This is a genomic window from Pacificimonas flava (assembly GCF_000342165.1).
GTDB lineage: Bacteria > Pseudomonadota > Alphaproteobacteria > Sphingomonadales > Sphingomonadaceae > Pacificimonas > Pacificimonas flava.
In genome coordinates, this window is record NZ_AMRV01000002.1 from 444,501 (window position 1) to 465,098 (window position 20,598).

The 20,598-nt window shown below is 66.2% G+C and carries 24 protein-coding genes; 15 read left to right on the top strand and 9 right to left on the bottom strand.

What is annotated here, in order from left to right; all coding sequences use genetic code 11:
* Window positions 1–5 precede the first annotated feature (5 nt).
* A complete protein-coding gene (holA, locus tag C725_RS04815) occupies window positions 6–1,061 on the top strand; it encodes a DNA polymerase III subunit delta (protein ID WP_008600502.1) in 1,056 nt (351 codons plus the stop codon).
* An 18-nt stretch (window positions 1,062–1,079) separates the two neighbouring features.
* On the opposite strand, the gene C725_RS16350 is transcribed toward holA, so the two are convergent.
* From C725_RS16350 to C725_RS04835, 5 genes are all read right to left on the bottom strand, one after another.
* Window positions 1,080–1,238: a hypothetical protein gene (locus tag C725_RS16350; RefSeq protein WP_008600503.1), complete on the bottom strand. Its 159-nt coding sequence runs from the start codon at window positions 1,236–1,238 to the stop codon at window positions 1,080–1,082.
* Window positions 1,239–1,266: 28 nt separating this feature from the next.
* Entirely contained in the window at window positions 1,267–2,385 is a 1,119-nt protein-coding gene (locus C725_RS04820; RefSeq protein WP_008600504.1) for an NAD(P)/FAD-dependent oxidoreductase, read from the bottom strand.
* Window positions 2,382–3,056: a methyltransferase domain-containing protein gene (locus tag C725_RS04825; RefSeq protein ID WP_008600505.1), complete on the bottom strand. Its 675-nt coding sequence runs from the start codon at window positions 3,054–3,056 to the stop codon at window positions 2,382–2,384. Before C725_RS04825 ends, C725_RS04820 begins: the two co-directional genes overlap by 4 nt.
* A gap of 10 nt (window positions 3,057–3,066) precedes the next feature.
* Complete coding sequence (locus tag C725_RS04830; RefSeq protein ID WP_008600506.1) at window positions 3,067–4,185, bottom strand: type III polyketide synthase; 1,119 nt, start codon at window positions 4,183–4,185, stop codon at window positions 3,067–3,069.
* A gap of 103 nt (window positions 4,186–4,288) precedes the next feature.
* On the bottom strand, window positions 4,289–4,924 hold the full coding sequence (locus C725_RS04835; protein WP_051051218.1) for an HNH endonuclease: 636 nt from the start codon (window positions 4,922–4,924) through the stop codon (window positions 4,289–4,291).
* A gap of 261 nt (window positions 4,925–5,185) precedes the next feature.
* Here C725_RS04835 and gluQRS point away from each other — a divergent pair, with 261 nt between their 5' ends.
* Window positions 5,186–6,040, top strand: a complete 855-nt coding sequence (gene gluQRS, locus C725_RS04840; protein ID WP_008600509.1) for a tRNA glutamyl-Q(34) synthetase GluQRS — start codon at window positions 5,186–5,188, stop codon at window positions 6,038–6,040.
* Between the two features lie 75 nt (window positions 6,041–6,115).
* The gene (locus C725_RS04845) at window positions 6,116–7,027 is read left to right on the top strand and encodes a DUF481 domain-containing protein (RefSeq protein WP_008600510.1); all 912 of its coding nucleotides are present in this window, start codon (window positions 6,116–6,118) and stop codon (window positions 7,025–7,027) included.
* A gap of 27 nt (window positions 7,028–7,054) precedes the next feature.
* Here the strand turns inward: C725_RS04845 and C725_RS04850 are convergent, their stop codons facing one another.
* A complete protein-coding gene (locus C725_RS04850) occupies window positions 7,055–7,801 on the bottom strand; it encodes an energy transducer TonB (RefSeq protein ID WP_078056137.1) in 747 nt (248 codons plus the stop codon).
* A 121-nt stretch (window positions 7,802–7,922) separates the two neighbouring features.
* Here C725_RS04850 and C725_RS04855 point away from each other — a divergent pair, with 121 nt between their 5' ends.
* The 8 genes from C725_RS04855 (at window position 7,923) to C725_RS04890 (ending at window position 14,446) form a co-directional block, all read left to right on the top strand.
* Window positions 7,923–8,129: a twin transmembrane helix small protein gene (locus C725_RS04855; RefSeq protein ID WP_008600512.1), complete on the top strand. Its 207-nt coding sequence runs from the start codon at window positions 7,923–7,925 to the stop codon at window positions 8,127–8,129.
* 43 nt (window positions 8,130–8,172) lie between these two features.
* The gene (locus tag C725_RS04860) at window positions 8,173–8,730 is read left to right on the top strand and encodes a cob(I)yrinic acid a,c-diamide adenosyltransferase (protein WP_008600519.1); all 558 of its coding nucleotides are present in this window, start codon (window positions 8,173–8,175) and stop codon (window positions 8,728–8,730) included.
* 51 nt (window positions 8,731–8,781) lie between these two features.
* Entirely contained in the window at window positions 8,782–9,960 is a 1,179-nt protein-coding gene (gene egtB / locus C725_RS04865; protein ID WP_008600520.1) for an ergothioneine biosynthesis protein EgtB, read from the top strand.
* Window positions 9,957–10,937: an L-histidine N(alpha)-methyltransferase gene (egtD, locus tag C725_RS04870; RefSeq protein ID WP_008600521.1), complete on the top strand. Its 981-nt coding sequence runs from the start codon at window positions 9,957–9,959 to the stop codon at window positions 10,935–10,937. Before egtB ends, egtD begins: the two co-directional genes overlap by 4 nt.
* Before the next feature lie 142 nt (window positions 10,938–11,079).
* Window positions 11,080–11,829: an electron transfer flavoprotein subunit beta/FixA family protein gene (locus C725_RS04875; protein WP_008600522.1), complete on the top strand. Its 750-nt coding sequence runs from the start codon at window positions 11,080–11,082 to the stop codon at window positions 11,827–11,829.
* Entirely contained in the window at window positions 11,826–12,758 is a 933-nt protein-coding gene (locus tag C725_RS04880) for an electron transfer flavoprotein subunit alpha/FixB family protein (protein WP_008600523.1), read from the top strand. The genes C725_RS04875 and C725_RS04880 overlap by 4 nt, the downstream gene beginning before the upstream one ends.
* 81 nt (window positions 12,759–12,839) lie before the next feature.
* A complete protein-coding gene (locus tag C725_RS04885; RefSeq protein ID WP_038281773.1) occupies window positions 12,840–13,703 on the top strand; it encodes a 3-hydroxyacyl-CoA dehydrogenase NAD-binding domain-containing protein in 864 nt (287 codons plus the stop codon).
* A gap of 74 nt (window positions 13,704–13,777) precedes the next feature.
* Window positions 13,778–14,446 carry an exopolysaccharide biosynthesis protein gene (locus C725_RS04890; RefSeq protein ID WP_160165710.1) on the top strand — a complete coding sequence of 223 codons (669 nt, stop codon included), beginning with the start codon at window positions 13,778–13,780 and terminating at the stop codon, window positions 14,444–14,446.
* Here the strand turns inward: C725_RS04890 and C725_RS04895 are convergent.
* Window positions 14,408–15,388, bottom strand: coding sequence for a cation diffusion facilitator family transporter (locus C725_RS04895; RefSeq protein WP_008600528.1), 981 nt, complete (start codon window positions 15,386–15,388; stop codon window positions 14,408–14,410). The genes C725_RS04890 and C725_RS04895 overlap by 39 nt on opposite strands.
* A gap of 195 nt (window positions 15,389–15,583) precedes the next feature.
* On the opposite strand from C725_RS04895, the gene argB reads away from it, so the two are divergent.
* Window positions 15,584–16,516 carry an acetylglutamate kinase gene (gene argB / locus C725_RS04900; RefSeq protein ID WP_051051230.1) on the top strand — a complete coding sequence of 311 codons (933 nt, stop codon included), beginning with the start codon at window positions 15,584–15,586 and terminating at the stop codon, window positions 16,514–16,516.
* Here argB and C725_RS04905 read toward each other — a convergent pair.
* The gene (locus C725_RS04905; RefSeq protein WP_038281780.1) at window positions 16,513–17,790 is read right to left on the bottom strand and encodes an MFS transporter; all 1,278 of its coding nucleotides are present in this window, start codon (window positions 17,788–17,790) and stop codon (window positions 16,513–16,515) included. The two genes, argB and C725_RS04905, sit on opposite strands and share 4 nt — an antisense overlap.
* Window positions 17,791–17,897: 107 nt before the next feature.
* On the opposite strand from C725_RS04905, the gene C725_RS04910 reads away from it, so the two are divergent.
* Genes C725_RS04910 through folE form a run of 3 tightly spaced genes read left to right on the top strand, consistent with a single transcriptional unit; the run spans window position 17,898 to window position 19,431 of the window.
* Window positions 17,898–18,248, top strand: coding sequence for a DUF4870 family protein (locus tag C725_RS04910; RefSeq protein ID WP_008600535.1), 351 nt, complete (start codon window positions 17,898–17,900; stop codon window positions 18,246–18,248).
* A gap of 4 nt (window positions 18,249–18,252) precedes the next feature.
* Entirely contained in the window at window positions 18,253–18,747 is a 495-nt protein-coding gene (locus C725_RS04915; RefSeq protein WP_008600536.1) for an NUDIX hydrolase, read from the top strand.
* A 45-nt stretch (window positions 18,748–18,792) separates the two neighbouring features.
* Entirely contained in the window at window positions 18,793–19,431 is a 639-nt protein-coding gene (gene folE / locus C725_RS04920; protein WP_008600538.1) for a GTP cyclohydrolase I FolE, read from the top strand.
* A gap of 161 nt (window positions 19,432–19,592) precedes the next feature.
* Here folE and C725_RS04925 read toward each other — a convergent pair whose 3' ends face one another.
* Window positions 19,593–20,486, bottom strand: coding sequence for a hypothetical protein (locus C725_RS04925; RefSeq protein WP_038281482.1), 894 nt, complete (start codon window positions 20,484–20,486; stop codon window positions 19,593–19,595).
* Window positions 20,487–20,598 lie beyond the last annotated feature (112 nt).

The following is a 20,598-nucleotide window of genomic DNA, read 5'->3' on the forward strand; positions in this document are numbered from 1 at the left end:
CAGCCGTGAAGGCGGACAAGCGGCCCGACATCGACCGCCTGCTGGCAAAGCCGGATCCCGGCCTGCGCCTGTTCCTGTTCTACGGTCAGGACGAGGCCGGAAGCCGCGCGGCCGCCAGCGCGCTCGCCGACCGTCTGGCCGAAGAACCCGGGAGCGCCGGCCGGATTCAGCTGAGCCTGGCCGATTTGCGGGACTCGCCGTCACGATTGGCGGACGAGGCGGCTGCCATGTCGATGTTCGGCGGCCGCAAGGTGGTGTGGCTGGACCAGATCGCCGGCGCCGCGGCCGTTCAGGCGGTAAAGGGCGCAGAGGCGCTCCTGACCTCGCCCATGGGCGACAATCCCGTGATCATGCTGGCCGGCGATTTGAAGCCGACCCATGCTCTCGTGAAGCTGGCGGGCACGGCGAAGGACGCAGCCGCCCTGCGCTTCTACCTGCCCGATGCGCGGCAGGCGGGCGCGCTTGCCGGGGAGTTGTGCAAGGCGGCCGGGCTGGACCCCTCGCGCGAGGCGCAGCAGGCCCTGGCAGCGATGATCCTGACCAGCCGCGCAGTCGCGCAGCGCGAAATCGAGAAATACGCGCTTTACCTGGACGCAGCGCCGGACACGCCGAAGACGCTGGACATGGCGGTTCTCGACCGGCTGGGGGCGGCGTTCTCGGAAGGAAATTTTGCGGATCTGGCGAACGCCGTCGCGGGCGGCGATACGAAGGGGGCGGCTGCGGAGCATGTGCGGCTGCTGGCAGACGGCAAGGCCAGTGTCGCACAGGTGCGTGCCGTGCAGCGCCGCTTCGTCCAGCTGGTCGAACTGGCATCGGCAAAGCCGCCGGGGATGCCGGCAGACGCCTATCTGGACGGGCTGGGACGCAAGATTTTCTGGAAGGACAAGCCCTCGCTTACCCGTCAATTGAGCCTTTGGAGCGTCACCGATGCGGAACGGGCCTTGGCACGACTGAACCAGATCGAAATCGACCTGAAGTCGTCAGGATCGGCAGGAGCGGATTTGACGGCGGCGGGCGGACTGCTCTTGATCGCGCGGCGAGCAGCGGCACGGCGGCGCTGAGAAAGAAAGATTTTCCGCCTAACGGCGTGCGGCGTTTCGCTGCAGGAAATCGGAAAGCTGCGAATAGCCGCCACGCGAAACCCGCGAGTCGATAGGACGATCCAGTGTCGCCAACAGGGAATCCATCGTGATTTCCTGTTTGTCTTCCTGTCGTTCCATGTCTTTCTTACTCGCCATAACATCCTCGTTTCGACCCGCTTCCGGGTTACGATACGCATCTCAAATGGTTCTGGGGCGGCCCTAGTTCCGATTTGTCTCGCTGAAAAGACGCAATGTGTGGCATTTTTGCACGGGTCAGCCGCGCCGAAAGGCGCAGCGCGCCCGGCAAGAGCGCCGCCTTTGCAAGCAGCGCCGGTCGAGCGGCAAGACCACGGTACAAACATGCAGCACGGCCGACGGGGCCGGCGGCAAAGCGGCGAAGCGCGGCGGCCAGTTCGGTATCCCCGGAGCCCCACGCCCCGGCAAGGGCGCCGCTGCCGATGGCAAGGGCCAGGCCATCACCCGTAAAGCTGTGGATCACGGCGTTCTGATCGCCCACGGCAAGCCGGTCGTCGCGGCGCCGAAAGCCATAGGGCACGCGCGCGATGGCAAGCGGCCGCTCGTAAAGCGGATCGGCACGCCCCAGCCGCTCACCGAGGATCGGCGCATGCCGCCCGAGATGGGCCAGCACCGCCGGCCAGCCGTCGACGAGGTGGGTTGCGATCAGCAGGCAGAGATTGTGGCGTGCGCCCTCTATCGGCTGCAGTCCGGCATAGCCGCCGGGAAACACGTGCAGTTCGATGGTCCGCCGCAGCGCCGCCGCATCCTCCGGCGCCAGCGAAAGGTGCATTTTGAAACCGGTCAGACCGTCCGTGACGGACGGTGCAGGCCGCCGGGGGGTGCCGCGCAGATCTGTCTTGCCGGTGGCAAGCACGATGCGATCCGCCGACAGCATCCCACCACCCCGCAGGCGCACCGCGCCGTCCTGCCACGCCGATGCCGCAACGCCGCGCCGAATCTCCGCGCCGCACGCGGCGGCGTGTGCAAGCAGCGCCTCGTCGAGCCGGCAGCGGCTGATCCCCATGGCCGTTCCCGGCAAGCGGGCGGTACGGGTGCGGCCGCCGGCGTGCAGGCGCAGCCTGTCGATCGGCGCCCCCTCCGGCAGCGCCGCCCCGGCCTGCGCAAGGAAGCGCCGCGCCTCCCAGGACAGGAATTCGCCGCAGACCTTGTGATGCGGACCGGCGCTGCGCTCGATCAGAACGGTCGACCGCCCCCGTGCGGCCGCGGCCGCCGCCGCCATCGCTCCGGCAGGCCCGCCGCCGACGACAAGGAGGCTGCCGGTCATCGGACGCTGGAAACGCCCCAACGGAACAGCGGATGCCAGGTGATCCGCGCCGTGACCCCGGCCTCTCGCAGCAGACGCCGCCAATCGGCGCGCGTGAAGGCGCGGCGCACCGACAGCCTGCCATCGTGGCGGACGATGGGATGCCAGCGCATCGCGCTCGACAGCGCGGCGTATCCCCAAAGCGCCAGCGGATGCCGATGCAGATCGTTGATGTGCCAGCCGCGCACGGCATGCCCGTCCATCCAGCGCAGGAAGCGAACGATGTCGGCGTCGGGCAAATGATGGGTGAACAGCGCGCTGACGATGAAATCATAGGGCGTGGCGGGCTCGTGCGCGAACACGTCGCCGGTCAGATAGGCCGCGCGCGTGCCGGCGCGACCGGCCGCAAGCGCGCCGCCTGCCGCCAGGTCGATGCCGGTCAGCCGCGCGGGGATGCCGCGCCTGTCCGTCCAGCGCTCGATACTGCGCAGAAGGTCGCCCTGCCCGGCACCGACGTCGAGCAGCGAAAAGCCGCCTCGCGGGGCATGGCGCCGCAGAAAGGACAGGGTGGGTGCATGGCCGCGCAGCCAGAAATTGACCCGTGCGAGATCCGCCATGGCCGCGGCGAAGTCCTCGTCCGGCAACGCCGGATCGTCGATCAGTTCCTGTCGTTCGTCGCGCGTGCGAAGCATCCGTGCGCAGTCACGCGCTTCGAAAGCGGAAGCTTTCCGCGGCGAGACCCGGTCCGAACGCCATGGCCATGCCGCGCGAGATGTCGCGCCCGTCTGCGAGAAGTCTGGCGAGGACGAACATCAGCGTGGCGGAACTCATATTGCCGTGCCGGTCGAGAATGTCGCGAGACACGGCAAGCGAGCCGTCGGAGAGGTCGAGACCCTTCTCGACCGCATCGAGGATCGTGCGGCCGCCGGCGTGAACGGCCCAGCAATCATAGGCGTCCGCCCCCTCCCCGCGCAGCAGACCGTCCGGACCGGCGGCGGCCGAGCCGCGCAGCGCGGTTTCGATGTGTCGCGGCACCTCCCCCGACAGATGCATGTCGAAGCCGCTGTCGCCAATGCGCCAGGTGATCGCCTCCTCCGACTGCGCGATGGCCGAGGAGCGGAAATCCCGCAGCGCGAACCCCTGAGGCTGCGCCGTCACCAGCGCGGCCGTCGCCCCGTCGGCGAACAGCATGGAGGACAAGGTCGTATCGAGGTCGCTGGTGTCCTGAAAATGCAGCGAACACAGCTCCACATTGACGACGAGAACGCGCGCATCGGCGTCGGACCGCACGATATGGTTCGCCAGCCGCAGGCTGTTCACGGCCGCATAGCAGCCCATGAAGCCCACCACCGTGCGCTCCACGTCGGCGCGCAGCCCCATGGCGGCGGCGATGCGCTGATCGAGGCCGGGCGCCGTGAAGCCGGTGCAGGAACAGACGATCAGATGCGTGATGGACGCCGGATCGGGATCGAGCCGGGCGATGGCCTGCAGCGCAAGCGCGGGCGCCTCCGTCTCGTAACGGGCCATGCGCCGCCCCGTCCCGGGATAGGCGCCGTGGGCAAAGAAACCCTCCGCATCCGCCGCCGATCCATTCGCCTCCGCCGGTGAAAAGATGGAGTAGCGGTGCGAAATACCCGCACGCCCGGCCATGCGGCGAAACAGCTTTTCCTGCCGTGGCTCCAGCCTTGCGGCGATCAGGTCGACATAGGCGCCGTGAATATCGTGCGGGGGATTGGCGGTGCCGACCGCGTTCAGATAGGCGAGTGGCCGTACCCCCGGTTCCTCGGCAGGCGCTGCGCCCGCTTCATATTCGGTGGCCATCCCTACGCTCCCAGCTACCAGTCCCCAAGGGCCTCGCCGCTGCTGGGCGAGGACAGGGACCGGTTAAGCATGGCGCGCGCCCGAAAGCGACGGGCAAAGCGTCTCAGCTTTCCAGCTCGACGTCCCAATAGAGGAAATCGCGCCAGGTCGCGTGACAATAATGCGGCGGAAAGGCCCGCCCGTTCGCCTGCAATTCGTGCGTCGTCGGGCGCTGCGGCACGGTATAAAGATCCATGTGCGCCTCCTTCGGCGTGCGCCCGCCCTTCGCCAGATTGCAGGGCGCGCAGGCGGTGGCGACATTCTCCCACGTCGTCCGGCCGCCATAGGCGCGGGGAATGACATGATCGAAGGTCAGATCGTCGGTACGGCCGCAATATTGGCAGGAAAAGCGGTCGCGCAGGAACAGGTTGAAGCGGGTGAAGGCCGGGTGCGTGGCCGGCTTCACATATTCGCGCAGGGCGATGACGGAGGGCAGCCGCATCTCGAAGCTGGGCGAATGGACGCGCCTGTCATATTCGGCGACAACGGCCACGCGGTCCAGGAACACCGCCTTTATGGCTGTCTGCCAGGCCCAGAGGCTGAGCGGATAATAACTAAGCGGCGTGTAATCCGCATTGAGGACGAGGGCCGGACAGGCGGCAAGCGCCTGCGACGCCTCCGCCGACCCGTCACGCCCGCCCGCCGATCGACCGTCGCCGGTTCGATCGCCGCCAGATTGTCTTTCCTGTACTCCCGACATCGCCGCCACACTCGCCCTCCCTTGGCTCGCCCGTTACGGACGGCCTTGGCGCGGGTGCGCTGCTCCTGCCCCATCGCACGCGGAAACCGGTCGCCGGATCGGCACCAATCCCCTGGGTCGGGCGGCGCGAAAGACCACGCTTCGGCCGTCCACCCTTGACTTGGAAGCGGCAATGCCGCCCCTTCGTGACGTGAGAATGACACCAGAGGCAAAAAACTTAATCAACCGAAAAATGGATGCGACTCGCGGAAGGAGGCGGCGTTGAGCGGGATCACCTGCCGCTTCGCGCCCTCGCCCACCGGCCGGCTGCACCTGGGCCACGCCTATTCGGCCCTGTCGGCGTACGATTTCACGCGCGCGAACGGGGGCAGGTTTCTGCTGCGTATCGAGGACATTGACGAGGGACGCAGCCGGGCGGCGTTCGCGGACGCCATTTTCGAGGACTTGCAATGGCTCGGCATTCGCTGGGACGCGCAACCGCTGTTCCAGTCCACCCGCCGTACGGCCTATGCGCAAGCGTTGGAGACGCTCAGGTCGCTTGGCGCGGTCTATCCCTGTTTCTGCACCCGGCGCGACATTGCGGCGGCCCCCTCCGCTCCGCACGGTCCCGACGGTCCTCTCTATCCCGGAACCTGCCGGCACATGGCGGAGGCCGACCGGGAGCGGCGCATGGCGGCGGAGGCCTTTGCCTGGCGCCTCGACGCACAGGCCGCGGCCGTGCAGACGGGACCGCTTTCCTTCACGAACCTTGGACGCCGGGTGGAGGTCGATCCCGGGCGTCTCGGCGACGTCGTCATCGCCCGCAAGGATGCCGGCACCAGCTATCATCTGGCCGCGACCGTCGACGACGCTTTCCAAGGCGTCAGCGACATCGTGCGCGGGGTCGATCTGCTGCCCTCCACCCATGTCCACAGGACGCTGCAGGCATTGCTGGGCCTCGCGGCGCCCGATTATCACCATCACGCCCTTATCGCCGGACCAGACGGAGAGCGGCTGGCCAAACGGAACGGCGCCGAGCCGCTTGCCGACCTGCGCGCCAAAGGGTGGACCGCCGCGGACGTTCGCACGGAACTGACACGGCTCGCCGCATCGCGCGCATCTGCCGACTTGGCCTGAGGCCACCGTGCCGCTAGCAAAGACGGGCCTCCACCCGCACCGCAACCGAACCGATCGAACTGGAACACAAGTCCGATGCCGCCCCTGCCTTATGCCCGCCGCCTTCTGCAGGCCGCAACCTGTCCCGCCCTGCTGATCGCCTCGGCGCCCGCCGCTGCCGAGCCCATTCCCGACCAGATCCGCGACATGATCATGTCGGCCAATCCCGGAGAGCGGGGCACGGTCGGCAATGTGGCGAAGCGCGCCGCGCCGGAGAGCGCGAAGGAGATTTCCGCGCTGATCAGCCAGCTGAACGACGAGGACAAGGCGGAGAACGAGGCGCAGCTGGCACTGCAGGGCTTCTTCGACGGCTGGACGGGCGAAGGATCGATCGGCGGCACCCTGTCGACCGGCAATACCGATCAGGAGGGTCTCTCCGCCTCGCTGGGCCTCGACAAGCGCAGCCTGAATTGGGAGCATAATCTCGACCTGTCGTTCGACTATCTGGCGACGAACGGCGAGATCACGCGCGAACGCATTTATGCGGGCTACATCTCCCGCTTCGATCTCAGCGGCCCGATGTACTTTTCCTTCGGTCTTCTCAGCTTCGAACGAGACCGCTTCTCCGGCCTCGAATATCGTTTCACCGAATCCCTGGGTCTTGGTTACCGCCTGCGCGACAGTGCGGATTTCTCCTGGACGATAGAAGGCGGTCCGGCGCTTCGTCAGACCAGCTTCACGGATCAGGACGATGAAAACCGGCTGGACCTTCTGGGACGGACGGAAGTGCGCTGGAAGCCGGCGTCCAACATCACGCTGTCGGAATCGGCGGGCGTCGTCTGGTCGACCGGAAATAGCAGTCTTTATTCGAAGTCGGCGGCAACGGCGAAACTGGTGGACAACCTGTCCGCGCGCGTCAGCTTTGACGTCCTGCATGAAACCGAGCCGCCCGCCGACCGCGAGAAAACCGACACGATTACCCGCGCCAGCGTCGTCTACGCCTTTTAGGGTCGGGAGTGACGAGAGGGGTCCGCGCTAGCGGCGCAGGCCCCATTCCTGGCGATAGGCCTTTTCATCCGCCACGGGGCGGCCGGCCGCATCGCGGGCAGGCTGATAGCGCAGGCGCTGTTCGAGAAGGCTGCACATATAGGCGTCGAGCGCGGCGCTGCCGCTGGTGCGCTGCGGCCGGCAGCCGAAAATCCGGCCCGTGGGCAGCACGATGAAGCGATATTCGGCAATGTCCGTGCGCCGCTGGGACAGGAGTTCCGGCGGGAAGGGATAGACGCCGTTGATCGCCCCCTCACGCAGCTCTGCATCCACCGTCTCGCCGCCGCCGCCGGTCCCGAATCCGCCCTCTCCGCTGCCGAGGCCGTTTCCGTCTCCGCCGGCGGCCGTCCCGGGGCCGGGTTCGTCCGACGCACCGGCGCTGTCCTCGGCCCCTTCCGCCGCGGCAGGCGCAGGCGGCGCCGGACGCGGCGGATCCTCGAGGACGATCTCCGGCGGCGCGACGACGGGCGGCGGCTCCGCCTCCAGCGCGGCCTCGGCGGATGCGCCCTCCGGCTCCGGCTCGGCATTGGCGTCAGGATCGGGCAGCGGCAGTTCGATGGCTGTGACGTCGATGGCGCGCGCGGCCTGCCGCACGAAATGAACCGCCAGGCCGCTGAGAATGAGATAGGCGGCAAGGAGGTGAACGAGAAGGACCGCGACGAGAGCCGTGCCGCGTCCGGCCCGCCCCCGGATCCGCTCCCTCGGCCCGGAAAGGTCTGACTGCTCTTTCTCCACAGGAACGCCAACGCCGGGCGCTGCACCCGTTTCCCTCTGGGTTGTCCTGCGACGTGCGGCCGATGCGGACAAAAGCGCACGCCCCTTCACAAAGGGCCTTTCTTGCGCGACATTGGGGGGCATGAACACGTTCATCATCATACTGATCGTCATTGCCGCGCTCGGGACGGCCGCCGTACTGGTCCGCGGCATCATGATCATGGCCAGCGGCAAGGACATCAGCGGACGGCAGTCGAACAAGATGATGAACCTCCGGGTCTGGCTGCAGGCGCTGACCATCGGCCTGGTCATCATTCTGGCACTGGCGGTCGGCGCGATCGGGACGTGACCCTGTCACCCACCCCGAACGCGCGGAGGGCCCTCCTTCGTTCATGGTGAAGCTGAACCGCATCTACACGCGCACCGGCGATGATGGCACGACCGGGCTGGTCGATGGCAGCCGCACCCCGAAACATTCCGCGCGGGTCACCGCCTATGGCACGGTGGACGAGGCGAATGCCGCCATCGGCCTTGCCCGGCTGCACGCCAGCGAAGCGGCGGACGACGAGCGGCTTGCGCGGATTCAGAACGACCTGTTCGACCTTGGCGCGGATCTCGCCACACCGCCGGGCATCGAGGGTGCGCTGCGCATCGATGCGGCGCAGGTATCCCGCCTGGAACGGGAAATCGACGCGATGAACGCGAATCTGGCGCCGCTGAAAAGCTTCGTCTTGCCGGCCGGTACGCCGCTTGCCGCGCATCTGCATGCGGCGCGAACACTCGTGCGCCGCGCCGAACGCGACGCCGTCCGCGCGGCTGCGGAGGAAGAAATTACGACCGAGGCGATCAAATATCTGAACCGACTCAGCGATCATCTGTTTGTCATGGCGAGAGACGCGAACGCACGCGGCCCCGGTGATGTGCTCTGGAAACCGGGGGCAAACCGCTAGCGCGGGCGTCATGACGCCCGGGGACGGGCCGAGGGAGGAGAGCGCAAGGCGATGGCAACCCTACTCAGCGGACTGGCGGAGCGGTACGCCGCCGTGCGCGCGGAAACCGATCGACGCGCGGCGCCGCTCAGCGATGCGGATGCAACGCCGCAGTCGATGGAGGACGCCAGCCCGGCCAAATGGCATCTGGCGCATACAAGCTGGTTCTTCGAAACCTTCATATTGTCGCCCAACCTGCCGCAATATCGGGTTTTCGACCCGACCTTCGCATTCCTGTTCAACAGCTATTACGAGGCGGCTGGGCCGCGCCATGCACGCGCCTGCCGCGGGTTCATCACGCGTCCCACCCTGGACGACATCCGCGCCTACCGCCAGCATGTCGATGCCGCCCTCATCGCGGCCCTGCCCGACCTCGATGCCGAGACGCAGGCGCTGGTCGAGCTGGGCCTGCATCACGAACAGCAGCATCAGGAGCTGTTGTGGACGGACCTTCTGCACCTGTTCGCGCAAAATCCGGTGGAGCCGGTCTACGATGCCCACTGGACATCCCCCAGCGCGGCGGAAAGCCAGCTGGCCTGGCACCGGCACGAGGGCGGCGTATCGGAAATCGGCGCCGCCGAGGCGGGCACCTTCGCCTATGATTGCGAGCGGCCGCGGCACCGGACGCTGGTGGAGCCCTTCGCCATCGGCTCGCGCCTCGTCACCAATGCCGAATGGGACGAATTCATCGACGATGGCGGTTACGAGACCGCGACGCTGTGGCTGTCCGACGGCTGGGCGTGGGTGCAGGAACATGGCGTTCGGCACCCGCTTTACTGGCGGGCGGAGCCGGACAACCGGCCAAGCCAGTTCACCCTTGCCGGCCGCAAGGCGTTGAACACGGCCGATCCGGTCACACATATCAGCTATTACGAGGCCGACGCGTTCGCCACATGGGCGGGTCTGCGTTTGCCGACGGAAGCGGAATGGGAACTCGCCGCGCCGGGCCTGTCGGATGCCTTCGGCCGGTGCTGGCAGTGGACAATGAGCGCCTATCTTCCCTATCCCCGCTTCCAGCCGGCCGCGGGCGCGGTCGGCGAATATAATGGCAAGTTCATGAGCGGACAGTTCGTCCTGAGGGGGTCATCCATCGCTACACCATCCGGTCACGAGCGCGTGACGTACCGCAATTTCTTCTACCCGCATCAACGCTGGCAGTTCACGGGCCTGCGACTGGCGAAAAGCCTGTGAGCGATGCCCTGCTTGCAGAGCGCGTCGTCCTGGAGGACTTCGCCGCCGCCGTCCGTGCCGGCCTTTCACGCGACCCGCGCGAAATTCCCGCCCGCTATCTTTACGACCGGGGCGGGTCCGAATTGTTCGAGCAGATCACCTATCTGCCCGAATATTATCCGACCCGGACGGAAATCTCGCTGATCCAGCGCCACAGCGCCGCCATTGCCGAGCGGGTGGGCACCAGGCGAACGGTCGTTGAATTCGGCTCCGGCTCCAGCGCCAAGACGCCGCCCTTCCTGAACGCCGTCGGCGCCCGCGCCTATGTGCCGATCGACATCAGCGCGCACTTCCTGGAAAGCGCCGCCAAGAACGTCAGCGCGGCGGTGCCGGACGTCGACGTCTATCCGCTGCCGGGCGATTTCACCCACAAGCTCGACCTGCCCGCAGAGGTGGCGGACCATCCGAAACTCGGTTTCTTCCCCGGCTCCACCATCGGCAACATGTCCACGTTCGAGGCGGTGGACGTGCTGCGCGCCTTTCGCGCAACGCTGGGCGACGATGCGCATCTGGTCATCGGCGTCGATCTGAAAAAGGATATCGGCACGCTTGAGGCGGCCTATGACGACAGTCAGGGCATCACCGCCGAATTCATTCTGGGCATCCTGCGGCGTATGCAGGAGGACCTTTCCGCCGATCTGGAGATCGAGGACTGGGAGTATCACAGCTTCTGGAACGCGGAGATGGGCCGGATCGAGATGCATGTCCGCGCCGTGCGGCCGACGACCATCGACCTCGACAACGGCCACTGGTCGTTTTCCGAGGGCGAGACGATCCACATCTCCAACAGCCACAAATATACGCTGGAGGAATCGGCGTTGCTGGCGCGGTGCGCCGGCTTCCGTCAGGTCGAGGCCTGGACCGACCCCGAGCGGCTGTTCAGCCTGCAATTGTGGCGCGCGCTGCCGGACGATCTGGACTGGCAGAACCGGCGCTGATGCGGCGCAAGACGCGGCGCCGGGCGGAACACAACCCCGCTTTTGCCGCGTTGACAGAAAAAGGTGCGCTGTTCCATGAACCGGCGCACATCCGGGCAGTCCCGCCCGGGACGTTTCCTCGCAGCCGAAAGGATGCCTACGCATGAAGATTCTCGTGCCCGTGAAGCGGGTTATCGATTATAATGTGAAGCCGCGGATCAAGGGCGACCAGACTGGTGTCGACCTGTCCAACGTCAAGATGAGCATGAACCCGTTCGACGAGATCGCAGTCGAGGAGGCCGCGCGGCTGAAGGAAGCGGGCAAGGCGGACGAAGTCGTCGTCGTGTCCATCGGCGAGCAGAAGGCGCAGGAAACGCTGCGCACCGGCCTCGCCATGGGCGCCGACCGCGGCATCCTGATCGTCACCGAGCAAATGCCGGAACCGCTGGCGGTCGCAAAGATCCTGGCGAAGGTGACGGAGGAGGAAAGCCCCGACCTCGTCATCCTCGGCAAACAGGCCATCGACGACGACAGCAACCAGACCGGCCAGATGCTGGCCGCGCTGCTCGGCTGGTCGCAGGGCACCTTCGCATCGAAGGTCGAGCCGGGCGAGGAGGGCGTAAACGTCACCCGCGAGATCGACGGCGGCCTCGAAACGCTGAAGCTGACCACCCCGGCGATCATCACCACGGACCTGCGGCTCAACGAACCGCGCTATGCGTCGCTGCCGAACATCATGAAGGCGAAGAAGAAGCCGATCGACGAGAAGACCGCCGCCGACCTCGGCGTGGACGTCGCGCCGCGTCTGGAAACGCTGAAAGTCACCGAGCCGCCGAAGCGCGAGGCCGGCGAGATGGTGCCGGACGTCGACACGCTGGTCGCGAAGCTGAAGGAAATGGGAGTTGCCGCATGACCACCCTCGTTCTCGCCGATCACGACAATAAGGAACTCGGCTCCGCCACCCTGTCCGCTATCACAGCCGCGAAGAAGCTGGGCGGTGACGTGCATGTTCTCGTTGCCGGCGAAGGCTCTCAGGCCGTGGCCGATGCCGCTGCGAAGGTGGACGGCGTCGCCAAGGTCCTGCACGCCGACGATGCCGCCTATGGCCACGCGCTTGCGGAAAACGTCGCGCCGCTGATCGAGGGGCTGATGGACGGCTATGACGCCCTCGTCGCACCCGCCACGACCACCGGCAAGAACATCCTGCCCCGCGTCGCGGCGAAGATGGATATCCAGCAGATTTCCGAGATCATCGCGGTCAATGACGACGGCTCCTTCGATCGTCCCACCTATGCCGGCAATGCCATCGCGACGGTGAAGACCTCCGATGCCAAAAAGGTCATCACGGTCCGCGCGACGGGCTTCGACAAGGCCGCTACCGAGGGTGGATCGGCCTCCGTCGAGGCGGTGTCCGGCCCGGGCGACAGCGGTAAGTCCAGCTTCGTCTCTGCCCAGGTCGCCGAAAGCGAGCGCCCGGAACTGACCAGCGCCTCCGTCATCGTATCCGGCGGGCGCGCGCTGCAGTCCGGCGAGAATTTCGAAAAATATATCGAGCCGCTCGCCGACAAGCTGGGCGCCGCCATCGGCGCCAGCCGCGCCGCCGTCGACGCCGGCTATGTTCCGAACGACTATCAGGTCGGGCAGACGGGCAAGATCGTCGCACCGGAGGTTTACATCGCCATCGGCATCTCGGGCGCCATCCAGCACCTTGCGGGCATGAAGGATTCGAAGACCATCATCGCCATCAACAAGGACGAGGATGCGCCCATCTTCCAGGTGGCGGACTACGGCCTGGTCGCGGATCTGTACGAGGCGGTGCCCGAGCTGACCTCGAAGCTCTGAACATCCGCCGGTCCTGAACTGTCGCGCCGTCCCCGCCCTCCATTCGTGGGGGCGGCGCTTTTCTTATCCGTGGAGACGATCATGCAATCAATCGGAATCATCGGTGCGGGCCAGATGGGAAACGGCATCGCGCAGGTCGCCGCCTCGGCCGGCTATGACGTCATCCTGTCCGACCTCGACATGGCGCGCGCCGAAACGGGCAAGGCGTCGGCGGAGAAGAATCTGAAGCGCATGGTCGCCAAGGAAAAGATTTCCGCTGCGGATGCGGAGGCCGCGCTTGGCCGAATCGTCCTGACGGCGGACAATGCGGACCTGTCGGGCTGCGATCTGGTTATCGAGGCCGCGACCGAAAACGAGGCGGTGAAGCGCAAGATTTTCGAGGGGCTGACCCTGAAGGACGGCGCTGTCCTTGCCAGCAACACGTCCTCCATCTCCATCACGGGGCTGGGCACGGCGGCGCCGGACGCCGCCCGCTTCCTGGGTCTGCACTTCTTCAACCCGGTCCCCGTGATGAGCCTGGTGGAGATCATCCCTGGCCTCGCCACCAGCGAGGACACGGTCGGCATCGTGCGGGACTTCTGTCAGCGGATCGGCAAGGACCCGATCGAGGCAGCCGACCGCCCGGCCTTCATCGTCAACCGCGTACTCTGCCCGATGCTGAACGAGGCGATCTTCGCGCTGGGCGAGGGGATCGGCAGCGTAGAGGATATCGACAAGGGGCTGATGCTGGGCGCGAACCACCCCATGGGGCCCCTGACGCTGAGCGATTTCGTCGGCCTCGATACGCTGCACGCCATCATGCGGGTGATGCAGGAGCAGACGGGCGATCCGAAATACCGCCCTGCACCACTCCTCACCAAATATGTCGAGGCGGGCTGGTATGGCCGCAAGTCGGGCCGCGGCTTCTACGATTATTCCGGGGACGCCCCCATTCCGACCCGCTAGCCGGCGCCCGCGCGGAACCAATGCCCGCGGCATGGTTTCCAGTGGAGAACGGACGGACAAGGGGAATGCGCGCCATGACCAGCACCGCGGGGAGCACGGATAAAGACGAGCGTCCGCTGCAGACGTTGCTCGACAAGGCGCTGGAACAGGCGGACGGCGACCGGCTGAAGGTCGGCGATCTGCTGGACGCCTATGGAACGCGCAGCTTCGGACCCGTTATCGCGCTGCTGGCGCTTATCGTCATTTCACCGCTCGGCGCGGTGCCGTTCCTGCCGATGCTGTTTGCCGCGCTCATTCTGCTGATCGCCGTGCAGATTCTGTTCGGACGCAAGCATCCCTGGGTGCCGGACCGTATCCGCAAGATCGCCTTCGACAGGAAGAAGGCGGAGGCGTTTCGCGAAAAGTCGGGCGACTGGCTGAAGCGCATCGACAAGCTGATCGGGCCGCGCCTGGAATGGGCGGCAACGGGGCCTGCCGACTATGCCGCCGCGCTGGCGGTCTGCTTCCTCTGCCTTATCCTCGGCGCACCGCCGATCGAACTCATTCCCTATGCCGCCGCCCTGCCGGCGAGCGCGATCCTGATGTTCGGCCTCGGCCTTACCGCGCGCGACGGCCTGCTGATGATCCTGGGCTATCTGATCACCGCCGGGGCAACGGTGGCGGGTTATATGTGGATCTTCGGCGGCAAGGAGCAGGGCGAGCAGTCAGCAGCACTGCTCGGTGCCGGAATCGCATTCGCCTGAGGGGGCCACCCCCTCCTCCACCTCGATCGTGACGTGCTCCGCCTCGAACTCCTGTTCGAAGCGGCGGCGTATGCCCGCGCGCACGGCCGCGTGATCCGCGCCGGGGGTGACGCGTGCATGCAGCGTCAGCATCGGGCGCCGCTGGGAAATCGACCAGGCATGGACGTGATGAACCTCCATGACGTCGGCCACATGGCCCGTCAGGTCGCTTGCCACGCGGTTCGCCTCCAGCCCTTCCGGCGCACCCTCCAGCAGGATGTGGGCGCTCTCGCGCGCGACCTGCAGGGCGCCGCGCAGAATGATGAGCGCGACGAGAATCGACAGGATGGGATCAATGGGCGTCCAGCCCGTCGCCATGATGATGAGGGCCGCGCCGATGGCGGCCACGGAGCCGAGAAGATCGCCCATGACGTGGAGCGACGCCGCGCGAATGTTCAGATTGTGACGGTCGCCGCCCGCCAGCAGCTTCAGCGCGATCAGATTGACCAACAGGCCGCCGGCAGCGACCATCAGCATCACACTGCCCGTGACGGGCGCGGGCGCGGCAAGCCGCTCGAACGCTTCCCAGCAGATGATCGCGGCGATCACGAACAGGGCGAGCCCATTCACGAAGGCCACGAGAACGGAAAACCGGTCGAAACCATAGGTACGCCGCCAGTCGGCCGGACGCCGGGCCAACCGAAATCCCAACCACGACATGGCGAGAGCACCGAAATCCGTCAGCATGTGCCCGGCGTCGGCAAGCAGGGCAAGCGATCCGGACACAAGACCGCCGGCAACCTCCGCCAGCATGAAAAGGCCCGTCAATATGGCCGCGAAGCCAACGGCACGGGCATTGCCTTCCGTCACCTCAGGTGCGTGATGATGGTGGTGCGCGCTCCCGTGCTCGTGCGTATGCGCGTGCCCGTGCTGCTGCCCGTCTTTATGATCGCGCTGTGCCATGCCTCGGCGATGCCTCCCGACTGAGGCTTTTGCAAGGGATATCCGTATGTTACGAGATAACAGCGAGAGCGCCCAGGATCATTTCTCCTTTGCGTTCAAGGCGATCCCTGCCCCCTGCAATGCTCGAGCCCGCACGGATCGGGCTGGCACCGCCCGTCCTTTTCATTGGCTGCGACGGCGCATATGGAAAGCCGCATGAGCCAGACCGACCCCGCCACCCCGCCGGCCGCCGCCGGCGCGCCTCACCCCGCCATGCTCGCCAAGGCCGAAACGCTGACCGAGGCGCTGCCCTACATCCAGAAATATGCCGGGCGCGTCTTCGTCGTGAAGTTCGGCGGCCACGCCATGGTGGATGCCGCCCGCAGCCGCGAGTTCGCGCAGGACGTGGTGCTGTTGAAAACCGTCGGCATCCATCCGGTCGTCGTACATGGCGGCGGGCCGCAGATCGGCGAGATGCTGGCGCGGCTGGGCGTCGAGAGCGAGTTCGTCGACGGGCTGCGCGTGACCGATGCCGAAACGGCGCGGATCGCCGAAATGGTCCTTGGCGGGGCGATCAACAAGGAAATCGTTCGCTGGATCGGTGCGGCGGGCGGGCGCGCGGTGGGCCTGAGCGGCAAGGATGCCGGCCTCGTCACGGCGCGCAAGCTGACGCGGACGCGCCGCGATCCCGACAGCGCCATCGAACGAACCATCGACCTGGGCTTCGTCGGGGAGCCGGAGACTGTCGACGCGCGCGTGCTGGATGTGATGATCCGCGACGGCATCATTCCGGTCATCGCGCCAATTGCCGCCGGGACGGATGGACAGACCTATAACATCAACGCCGATTCCATGGCCGGCGCCATTGCCGGCGCCCTGTCGGCCGCGCGTCTGATGCTGCTGACCGATGTCGCCGGCGTGCGCGGCGCAGACGGAGAACTGATGGCGGAGCTCGGCACGGGCGACGTGAAGCGGCTGAGGGAGCAAGGCGTTATTTCCGGCGGCATGATCCCGAAGCTGGAAACCTGCGTCGACGCCATTGCCAAGGGGCTGGACGCCGCCGTCATCCTTGATGGCCGCGTGCCGCACGGCCTGCTGCTGGAATTCTTCACCCGCACGGGTGCCGGCACGCTGATAAAGTCGTCCTAGACGACTTCGCGCGGTGGGAGCGCGCGGCGCAGCCAAAGGGCGAGGCCGATGACGGGAAGATTGGCGAGGCCCGTCCAGAGGAGGACTGCCGAAACGCCAAGGCCGGCGGAAAGGAGCGCGCCGGCGCCAAGCGCGCCCACCACCATCGCCGCGGAGTTCATGATGTTGTAGCCGGCGATGGTCTGCGCACGCGCCGCCGGCTCGCTGTACGCCATCAGGATGGCATAGGTCGGCACGATGAAGGCGCCGCCGGCGATGGCGAAGAGCGTGAGGTCGAGCAGGATGCGGACACCACCGCCACGCGCCAGGAAATCCATGGGCCGCATCAGCAGCTCCGCGTCGCCGCCGCCGAACGCATTTACGGCGAAGTACAGATCGACAGACGCCGCCGCCATGACGATCAGGGCCGGCGCCAGCGGACCCGCGCCGACCCGGCCGCGCTGAAGCCTGCCCACCAGAAGCGAGCCCAGCGCGACGCCGATGGAAAAGGCGGCGACGAACAGGTTCGCCACGCCCTCGCTGGCGTGCAGCGTGTTCTTCACCAGCGGAACGAACAGGCTGGTGAAGATGATGCCGATCATCCAGAACCACGATCCGCACAGCGCCGCCAGCATCAGATGCCGCGACTGCGCGACGCGCTGAAGAACCGACCAGCTGCTGGCCAGGATGTTCGCCTGCACCCGGCCACCCGCCTCCGCCGGCGGAGCGGACGGCACGGCCAGCGCGGCGACATAGCCGGCGCAGGACACCAGCATGATGCCGATCATCAGCATCATGGGCGTGACCAGCCCGCCCGCCATCTGCCCGGACAGGATGGCGACATAGGTCCCCGCCTCGATCAGCGCGGTGCCGGCCGTGATCTCCCGCCCCTCAAGATGCTGCGGCACGATCGCGTATTTGATCGGCCCGAAAAAGGTCGATTGCAGCCCCATGGCGAACAGCACCGCAAGCATGAACGGGATGCTGCCCAGCCAGATGGCGATCCCGCCCGCCGCCATGATCAGGATCTCCGCGAATTTGATGATGCGGATGGCCCGTGCCTTGTCCACCGCATCGGCGACCTGCCCCGCCAGGCCGGAAAACAGCACGAAGGGGAGAATGAAGAGCCCGCTGGCGACGGAGACGAGCTGGGCTGCCTGCTCCGGGCTGTCCGCCAGCATGCGGTAGGTGACCAGAAACAGCAGGCCGAACCGGAACAGGTTGTCGTTGAACGCCCCCAGGAACTGGACGCCGAACAGCGGGCCGAAACGGCGCGTGCCGAGGAGCGGAAACATGGCGATGCGCCTAGCGGCGCGCGGCACGCCGCGCCAGCGTCTTGTCGTTCGCGGCAGCGCATGCCATCTCCTGAGTGCAACGAGATCCATCTGCCCGCAGGAATGTCATGGCCGCCCCTCCCGCCCAAACGCAGGCAAACCGCCCGCTCGTCACCGCCATCGTCATGTTGATCGGCGCCGTTACAGGCCTGCCGATCTTCGTCGCAGCGATCATGGCCTATCTTTTCAAGGGCGAAGCGCCGGAGGGCGGCTGGGAACGGACGCATTATTCCTATCATATCCGAACCTTTTGGGTGTCGGTTCTGATCGGCATCATCGGCGGAATACTGGTTTTCGCCGGCATCGGCATCTTCATTCTCATGCTGCTGCCGGTCTGGGTCTTCATTCGCGCCCTGCTGCCACTACTGCGCGCTGCGAACGGCGAGGCGATGCCAAATCCCTATAGCTGGATGTTCTGAAGCCGTGAAAGAGACGACCCGCTGGCGCGGCCGCTTCATCGAGGCCGTGACCGAGGAAAGCTGGGAATATGTTCGCCGCATCGGCGGTGCCGGCGCCGCCGTCATCCTGGCGGAAACCGACGCGGGCGAAATCGTCCTCGTCGAGCAATACCGCGTTCCGCTCGGCCGTCCCTGCATTGAGCTGCCCGCCGGGATCGTCGGTGACGAAGACACGCTCGAAGGCGCGGAAGTTGCGGCCCGCCGCGAACTGGAGGAGGAAACGGGATTTCGCCCCGCGCACATGGAGTCGCTGGGCGACTTCGTGACGTCACCGGGGCTGACGGCGGAGAGCTTTACGCTGTTTCGCGCCAGCGGGCTGGAGCGCACCGGCAGCGGCGGCGGCGTTGCCGACGAGGATATTCGCGTCCACCTCGTCCCCCGCAGCGATTTGCGCGACTTTCTGGCGAACGCGCGGGCACGCGGATGTGCGGTCGACAAGCTGCTGGCGCTGATCCCGTAAAGACGGTCTTTGCGGGCGCGCGGCTTTCGCCTACGGTCCGCGCCCATGACCGAAGACGAACAGCGCGCCTCGCCCGACGATGGCGATCTCGTGCGCGGAGAGGACCGCGACGCGAACATCCCGGGCGAGGTGCTGGCGGCGATCCGCACACTCATCGAATGGACGGGCGACGATCCCGCGCGCGAAGGGCTGGTCGATACGCCCGGACGCGTTGCAAGGGCCTGGAAGGAATATTGCCAGGGCTATGACGAGAATCCGGGCAGCCACCTCTCCCGCGTGTTCGAGGAAGTCGGCGGCTATGACGAGATCGTGCTGCTGCGCGACATTCCCTTTCAGTCGCACTGCGAACATCACATGGCGCCGATCATTGGCAAGGCGCATATCGCCTATCTGCCGAAAAGCCACGTCGTCGGCATTTCCAAGCTGGCGCGCGTGCTGCACGGCTTTGCGCGGCGACTCCAGGTGCAGGAGCGTCTGACGGCGGAAGTCGCGGACTGCATCTGGGAAAAGCTGCAGCCGCTGGGCGTGGCCGTCGTGATCGAGGCGACGCACGCCTGCATGACCGCCCGCGGCGTCCGCACCCCCGGCGTCACCATGACCACCAGCCGCATGATGGGCGTCTTCCGAGACGACGAACGCAGCCGCGACGAAGTCCTGAACCTGATGGGCGTGGGGAAGGGTTAGGCGCGATCCTATGGAGCGCCCCGGCAAGCCGGCCCGCATCGCAATTCCGCGCGGCCGGCGCGGGACGCCCCACGCTGCGCGTCCGCCTGTACGATCACCCGGTTGGTAACGTGCGGACGGCGGGTTGCTGGCGCCAATGATCAATTTTCGAACGAAGGCAGCTAGTCTTTAAGGAATCCTGACCGAAGCATATCGGATCGAATACGGCGCGTGACGCGCGAGCCATCCCCATTCCATGCACCATCGTAAAGGGATGCGAGAAAGCTTTCATCCCACGCCGTCAGACTTTCGGCATGTCCGGAACCATGCCTCCTCGCATATAGGCCCATGATGCTGTTCCGTCCGACTTCTATTCGGGCGGGATCGACATTGCCGATCACCGTCATTACCAAATAGTCGGCGATCTGCCGATTGCTCGCACCATCCAGCTTGGCCGCATCCACCAGCACCAACATGCGGGAAAGATCGAGGCGCGCGCCCGATGTAAGGCGAGAGGCCATGAAGCCTTTGTTCGCCGCAGCCGGAATTGCCGCCGGATTCTTGGCATCCAGCGAGAAGCCCTGGGGTGTCTGACCATCTTCGCTACGCAGATTGCCTTCCGCCAACCGGCGGACGGGGGCGGTGCTGGCGAGAAACGCATCCCTGTCCTTCTTCCCGGCCATAGCGAGCAGGTCGACGCGCTGCGTAGCAAGTTCTCTCGCCATCGCTTCCCCCTCGGCGGCGAAGATGACGAGCGCGGATGGAGCGCAGTCGCCACGAGGAAGAACCTGCAGGCCAAGCGAGTGGCCGACACGCCGAAAGCGTGCCATGAAAAATGCAGTCTGCTCTGGCGATACGCCGCGTATGTCGAGACACAGATGGGACGCCCAACGAGAGACACGGCCGTTTTCGCCGGGTTGGATCATTTCTTCGGTAAATGCCGCGATCGCGCCCGTCGGCGTGCCTTTCACCGCCCTTATGACGATCTCGCCCTGCTCTTCCTGGCCATGCAGCGGTGCACTCACAAACGCGAGAAAGCAAGCAAGCTGAATCTTGAAAAGGGTGGTCCCAATCATCGCGATTCCCGGATCAGTTGATGTGAAGGATATGAAGAGGAGAAAAGCCGAGCACCCAAGAGACTCTCACTCGACCTCATATTCTCGTGGCTCTCGGCTTATTCCCTATATT

Coding starts and splice junctions, on each gene's coding strand:
- folE (WP_008600538.1), top strand. CDS start 18,793: ATGACCGAAGACGAACAGCGCGCCTCGCCCGACGATGGCGATCTCGTG.
- C725_RS04860 (WP_008600519.1), top strand. CDS start 8,173: ATGGTGAAGCTGAACCGCATCTACACGCGCACCGGCGATGATGGCACG.
- C725_RS04835 (WP_051051218.1), bottom strand. CDS start 4,924: ATGTCGGGAGTACAGGAAAGACAATCTGGCGGCGATCGAACCGGCGAC.
- C725_RS04825 (WP_008600505.1), bottom strand. CDS start 3,056: ATGCTTCGCACGCGCGACGAACGACAGGAACTGATCGACGATCCGGCG.
- C725_RS04895 (WP_008600528.1), bottom strand. CDS start 15,388: ATGGCACAGCGCGATCATAAAGACGGGCAGCAGCACGGGCACGCGCAT.
- C725_RS04890 (WP_160165710.1), top strand. CDS start 13,778: ATGACCAGCACCGCGGGGAGCACGGATAAAGACGAGCGTCCGCTGCAG.
- C725_RS04880 (WP_008600523.1), top strand. CDS start 11,826: ATGACCACCCTCGTTCTCGCCGATCACGACAATAAGGAACTCGGCTCC.
- C725_RS04905 (WP_038281780.1), bottom strand. CDS start 17,790: ATGTTTCCGCTCCTCGGCACGCGCCGTTTCGGCCCGCTGTTCGGCGTC.
- C725_RS04925 (WP_038281482.1), bottom strand. CDS start 20,486: ATGATTGGGACCACCCTTTTCAAGATTCAGCTTGCTTGCTTTCTCGCG.
- C725_RS04885 (WP_038281773.1), top strand. CDS start 12,840: ATGCAATCAATCGGAATCATCGGTGCGGGCCAGATGGGAAACGGCATC.
- C725_RS04830 (WP_008600506.1), bottom strand. CDS start 4,185: ATGGCCACCGAATATGAAGCGGGCGCAGCGCCTGCCGAGGAACCGGGG.
- C725_RS16350 (WP_008600503.1), bottom strand. CDS start 1,238: ATGGCGAGTAAGAAAGACATGGAACGACAGGAAGACAAACAGGAAATC.
- argB (WP_051051230.1), top strand. CDS start 15,584: ATGAGCCAGACCGACCCCGCCACCCCGCCGGCCGCCGCCGGCGCGCCT.
- C725_RS04845 (WP_008600510.1), top strand. CDS start 6,116: ATGCCGCCCCTGCCTTATGCCCGCCGCCTTCTGCAGGCCGCAACCTGT.
- egtB (WP_008600520.1), top strand. CDS start 8,782: ATGGCAACCCTACTCAGCGGACTGGCGGAGCGGTACGCCGCCGTGCGC.
- C725_RS04875 (WP_008600522.1), top strand. CDS start 11,080: ATGAAGATTCTCGTGCCCGTGAAGCGGGTTATCGATTATAATGTGAAG.
- C725_RS04855 (WP_008600512.1), top strand. CDS start 7,923: ATGAACACGTTCATCATCATACTGATCGTCATTGCCGCGCTCGGGACG.
- C725_RS04910 (WP_008600535.1), top strand. CDS start 17,898: ATGGCCGCCCCTCCCGCCCAAACGCAGGCAAACCGCCCGCTCGTCACC.
- C725_RS04820 (WP_008600504.1), bottom strand. CDS start 2,385: ATGACCGGCAGCCTCCTTGTCGTCGGCGGCGGGCCTGCCGGAGCGATG.